Here is a 5,146-nt window from a genome sequence, read left to right on the forward strand (position 1 = left end):
TCAGAAATTCTTCCAGACAGGAAAAAACGGCAATTTCTCTGCCGTTGCAGGTGTTCCGCCGGATTATTTTTCGGCCACCGGTCAGCTCTGGGGAAATCCTCTTTACAACTGGAAAAACCTCAAAAAAGACGGTTACAGCTGGTGGATTAGCCGAATCAAAAAAATGCTTTCCCTTGTAGATTATGTCAGAATCGACCATTTCCGGGGCTTTGAAAGTTACTGGGCAGTTCCTTTTGGAAGTGAAAATGCCGTAAACGGAAAATGGGAAAAAGGCCCGGGTATCGATTTGTTCAATGCAATCCGCTCTGAACTCGGAGACTTACCGCTCATCGCAGAAGATTTGGGAATCATCACCGATGAAGTACGAAGCCTTCGCGATGAATCAGGCTTACCCGGCATGAAAGTCTTACAGTTTGCCTTCGACAAAAACGAATGGAAGGCTGGCAGCCTCAAAAATGCTTTCCTTCCTCACAATTTTGAAACAACAAACTGCGTAATCTACACTGGCACTCACGACAACGACACAACTCAGGGCCTGCTTGAAAGTCTTGACGATGAAACGGTTCGGCTGATTGCAGAATATTTTACCGGCGAAGTTCAGACTGCAGAATCTGCAAAAAAACTCGTAAAAAGCAAAAAACTCACAAAAGAATTCATCAAGGCAGCTCTTTCAAGCACAGCAAATATCGCTGTAATCCCGCTTCAGGATCTTTATGCCCTTTCAAGTGAAACACGCATGAATATGCCTAGCACCAGCGGGGCAAACTGGGCATGGCGTGCCGATGAATGCATGATAAAAGGCGAAAAAGCTGAAAAAATGGCTGTCTGGCTCCATGAACTTTGTGTGCTTTATGCAAGATAAGGAGAATCCACAGATATGCACAGATTACCCCAGATTAGATTTTTATCTGTGACATCTGTGTAATCTGAGGTTTATTAAAATGAAACAAAAATTAAAAACACTATGGGAACTTTTTTCGATTTTCTTTAAAATCGGGCTCTGTACATTTGGCGGGGGCATTGCCATGCTTCCGATTCTGGAACGCGAACTTGCCGAAAAACGCGGCTGGACAAACTCTGACGAACTTCTCGATTACTTTGCAATCGGACAGAGTACACCGGGCATTATAGCGGTTAATGTTGCAACTTTTATCGGATACAAGAAGGCGGGAGTTATCGGCGGCTGCGTTGCCACTTTCGGAATGGTTTTTCCTTCAATCATCATTATCACTCTGATTGCAAAATTCATTTCGAATTTCAGTAATATCTGGTGGGTAAAAAAGGCTTTAACTGGAATTAATGTTGCAGTTGCAGCAATTCTTACGAGTGCAGTTTACAATTTTTCCAAAAAGTCCGTAAAAAATCTTTTCGGCTTTATACTGCTTGTAATTTCCTTCGTGCTGATTTTTATCCTCAAGGTTGGAACTGTCTGGGTAATTTTTGGAAGCGCAGTTCTCGGAGTAATTCTGGCAGGATTTCGGGGTGAGTTTAAGAAAAGTGAGGCTGTAAATGACTGATTTTCTTATAACTGAAATACAATCACAGACCGGAATCGGGCTTTTGTGTCTTATCGGTGTATTTTTTTATGTAGGGCTTATTACAATCGGAGGCGGTCAGGTTGCCATTACTGTAATGCAGCAGGTTCTGGTAGATCAGTTTCAGCTCATTGATGATGAATTTTTCTTCAATATGGTCGCAATTTCTGAAAGTACACCTGGTCCAATCGGAATTAATATTGCAACATATATAGGAACAGAACTTTACGGTATTTTCGGCGGATTTTTCTCTACTCTTGGAGAAGTTTTACCATCGATTATCTGCATCATTCTGATTGCGCGTTTTTTCGGGACATTTGCTCAAAAAAAAGGCGTTCAGGCAGCTTTCAAAACTCTCAGACCGGCAGTTTCAGGAGTTATTGCCGTTGCAGCCGTTAAAATTATTATAATAGCACTTTTTGTAATTCATGAAGGCTTTTTACTTTCTGCTCCTTCAACCTGGAACAGCACAATTCATATTTCAGGTGTGAATGCAGTTTTCTACATTTTGTGTCTTGGAATTCTTTTTAAGACTAAGATTCATCCTGTATTCTTAGTGGCAGCGGGAGCTGTTTTCGGCGTGATTTTCTGCTAGCGTTTTCTAAAACCCGTGTTATAATAAAAGCATGAGTACACATATTAACGCACCAGAAGGTGCAATCGCTCCCGCAGTTCTTCTTCCAGGAGATCCGTTGCGGGCAAAGTTTATCGCAGAAAATTTCTTAGAAAATGCAAAATGCTACAACGAAGTCCGCGGTATGTACGGGTTTACCGGCACATACAAAGGCGTTCCTGTAAGCGTTCAGGGAACCGGCATGGGGCAGCCTTCCCTTTCAATCTATGCCACAGAGCTTTTTAAATTTTATGGCGTTCAGACGGCAATCAGGGTCGGAACCTGCGGTGCTGTAACAAAAGATATCGCTCTTCGCGACACAATCATTGTAAATTCCGCCTGTTCTGATTCAAGCCTTTTAAACCAGCGTTTCGGCAGCATGCATTTTGCTCCGACAGCAAATTTCGAGCTTGTCCGTGCCGCCGACAAAATCGCTTCTGACATGAAAATCCGGTATCAGGTAGGTTCTGTTGCTTCAAGTGACTTTTTCTACGACAAAAACGACAACTGGAAAATCTGGGCAGAATACGGCGTACTTGGAATTGAAATGGAAAGTGCAGAACTTTTCACACTTGCAGCTGAATATAAAAGGCGAGCAATGGCAATCATGACCGTAAGCGATCATATTCTTCTTGGCGGAGCTACCACTGCAGAAGAAAGACAGACAACCTTCACCAGTATGATGAAGATTGCACTTGAAACGATTGTGGCTACTAATAATTAACCAGTAATTGCGGGAGTCGAAGTATGATTTTAAAAAATATTAACTACAAATTAAAAACACTCATTTTTTCAGCCTTATTTTTAACTTGTATTCTTTTAATTTCCTTACTTCTGATTACAATAGGCTCCCGAAAGGTTTTTAACCAGACTACAGATTCAAAACTTATCCAGCTGGGTAATATAAAAACTCTGCAGTTTGAATCAGACTTAAAAAGCCAGCTGGCTCTTGTTATTCAAATGGCAAAATCTCCCACAATTGTTTCATACATGGAAAATCCTTCTGACAAAGAATTGTACACAGCTGCTCTAAAAGAATTTAAATCTTATCAGGATTCTTTTTTAAGTAAATCATCATTCTGGGTTTCAGATTCAGATTACCGCTTTTATTCAGATTTAGCCTACGCTTATACAGTTGATCCTGAAGATCCGGCTTCTTCCTGGTATAAAATGACAGTCTTTGAAACTGATGTCTACAATTTTAACATCAATTACAACCCGGAACTTCAAAAAACAATGCTCTGGATAAACGCAGTTGTAAAAAACGAAAATCAGAAACCTGTAGGAATGGCAGGAACCGGGATTCCTTTAAACGGGCTTTTTGATGAAGTCTATTCAAATCTTGATAAAAATATTTCCCTTTATTTTTATAACAATAATTTTGAAATCACAGGTGCCCTTGACACCTCTTTAATTGAAAATAAAACTCCGATTTCTGAAATCATGGAGGAACTTTCTGATAAACAGATTGCGGTCGAAATGCCTGAAGTTCTATCCACAAACAAAGGAGAATATGTTTTTGTTCCGATTCCGACAGTTAACTGGTTTATCGTACTTTTCCAGCCGTATACATTAAAGGATGCTGTTTCAAATTCTTTAACACTTGTTGTCATACTCCTTCTTGTAATCTGCGGTTTTGTAACAGTAATTTTTGTTATGTTTGTAATGAATGTTTTAAAGTCTCTGTCAAAAGTAATTCTCGAAACAGAAAATGACGCTTCCATGCAGAAAGATTTCATTACAAATGTTAAAGAAACGGTTGCTTCGACAGTAAAATCGCTTGATCAGTACTCAGAACTTATGGATCAGCAGACCGCCAGCATTGAAGAATCACAATCTGAAATAAGCGAACTTGTTTCACAGCTTCATGTTCTTGATTCAATCAGGCAGGACTCACTTTCTACGGCAAAAGATCTGGAAAAAAATTCAAATGAAGGCCAGAATTATGTAGAAAATCTGCGCACACAGATTACAGAACTTGTAAAATGCTCAGACAGGCTTGTAGAAGCAAATAAACTTATTGCAGATGTTACATCTCAGACAGATTTACTTGCTCTTAATGCGGCAATAGAAGCAGCTCATGCAGGTGAATTAGGTGCCGGCTTTGCTGTTGTTGCAAGGGAAATACGAAAACTTGCAGTAAAAAGCCGCGATCAGGAAGATAAGGTAGAACTTGCAATAAACGACATGAAGAATATGGTCGGGCAAATGGTCGAAAATTCAAAATTTGTCAGTTCTTCTTTTGATACGATTGTTGAAAACAGCGGTAATGTAAATGCAAATTTTGAAGAAATGTCAGAATCAATCCGGGAACAGAATACACTTGGAAAAACAATTGATTCAAATCTTGAAACAATTACAAAAAGCGTTAAACTTTCCGGAGGAAAATTTGAAATCATGCGGCATGAAAATGAAGAACTTGCAGAGCAGGTAAAACACGCTGCAGATAATTCAGAAATTCTTCTTGAAAAAACAAAAGCTGCTCTAAAATCGACCGGCATAAAATAAAACTTTACCATATTGTACAAAAGTGGTATTTTAAAAGTAAATAAGGGATAAAAATGAAACCAACGTTATTAGTTTTGGCGGCTGGAATGGGAAGCCGCTACGGCGGTGTTAAGCAGATTGATGCCGTAGGAAAAAACGGCGAATGTCTTTTAGACTTTGCCGCTTATGATGCAAAAAAGTGTGGATTCGGAAAAATTGTTTACATCATCCGAAAAGATATCGAAAAAGATTTCCGTGAACGGCTTTTTGACAGAGTTGCACGTAATTTTAATGCTGAATATGTATTTCAGACACCAGAAGCTCTTTTAACAGAAGCTGAACAAAAACAGGCTGCAGAACGCACAAAGCCATGGGGCACAATTCATGCAGTTTTATGCGCAAAACAGGCAGTTAACGAACCATTTGCTGTTATTAATGCAGACGACTACTACGGAAGAAAAGCTTTCGAAACCTTAGGGAACTATCTTTCTTCTATCAGCTGCGACTGCAC

At 39.7% G+C, this 5,146-nt stretch carries 6 protein-coding genes; all 6 read left to right on the forward strand.

The window, feature by feature from the left end:
• Nucleotides 1–862: 4-alpha-glucanotransferase (locus tag ACKI5B_RS07175; protein ID WP_407427254.1), on the forward strand; the 862-nt coding region annotated here is incomplete at its 5' end.
• 79 nt (nt 863–941) lie between these two features.
• Nucleotides 942–1,517, forward strand: a complete 576-nt coding sequence (locus tag ACKI5B_RS07180) for a chromate transporter (RefSeq protein ID WP_407427256.1) — start codon at nt 942–944, stop codon at nt 1,515–1,517.
• On the forward strand, nt 1,510–2,130 hold the full coding sequence (locus ACKI5B_RS07185) for a chromate transporter (RefSeq protein ID WP_407427258.1): 621 nt from the start codon (nt 1,510–1,512) through the stop codon (nt 2,128–2,130). Before ACKI5B_RS07180 ends, ACKI5B_RS07185 begins: the two co-directional genes overlap by 8 nt.
• 31 nt (nt 2,131–2,161) lie before the next feature.
• Complete coding sequence (gene deoD / locus ACKI5B_RS07190) at nt 2,162–2,872, forward strand: purine-nucleoside phosphorylase (protein ID WP_407427260.1); 711 nt, start codon at nt 2,162–2,164, stop codon at nt 2,870–2,872.
• Between the two features lie 23 nt (nt 2,873–2,895).
• The gene (locus ACKI5B_RS07195) at nt 2,896–4,656 is read left to right on the forward strand and encodes a methyl-accepting chemotaxis protein (protein ID WP_407427262.1); all 1,761 of its coding nucleotides are present in this window, start codon (nt 2,896–2,898) and stop codon (nt 4,654–4,656) included.
• Between the two features lie 53 nt (nt 4,657–4,709).
• A partial coding sequence (locus ACKI5B_RS07200) for a glycosyltransferase family protein (protein WP_486401669.1) occupies nt 4,710–5,146 on the forward strand: 437 nt, incomplete at its 3' end.

Origin of the sequence: Treponema sp. (genome assembly GCF_045657965.1) — a bacterium.
In the GTDB taxonomy this organism is placed as follows: Bacteria; Spirochaetota; Spirochaetia; order Treponematales; family Treponemataceae; genus Treponema_D.